We start from the raw sequence: 204 nt of genomic DNA, 5'->3' as shown, positions 1-204 counted from the left end.
ATACTACCTGATAATTGATTATCATGAAAGTACAATTGCTTAAGGTTAATTAAACTACCAAAACTAAGTGGAATACTACCTGATAATTGATTCTCATTTAAAGCTAAAAACTCAAGTTTAGTCAAATTACTCAACTCACTAGGTATAGTACCTGTTAAACTGTTTCTACTTACTGATAAATGAGTTAAATCTACCAACGCCCCA

The 204-nt window shown here is 30.4% G+C and carries 1 pseudogene; it reads right to left on the bottom strand.

The features are described from left to right. Positions 1 to 204 (bottom strand): annotated as a pseudogene (locus WH52_RS14890) (hypothetical protein); the annotation flags it as partial.

The organism is Tenacibaculum holothuriorum, assembly GCF_002120225.1.
Classification (GTDB): Bacteria; Bacteroidota; Bacteroidia; order Flavobacteriales; family Flavobacteriaceae; genus Polaribacter; species Polaribacter holothuriorum.
This window is presented reverse-complemented; position numbering and strand designations above follow the sequence as displayed.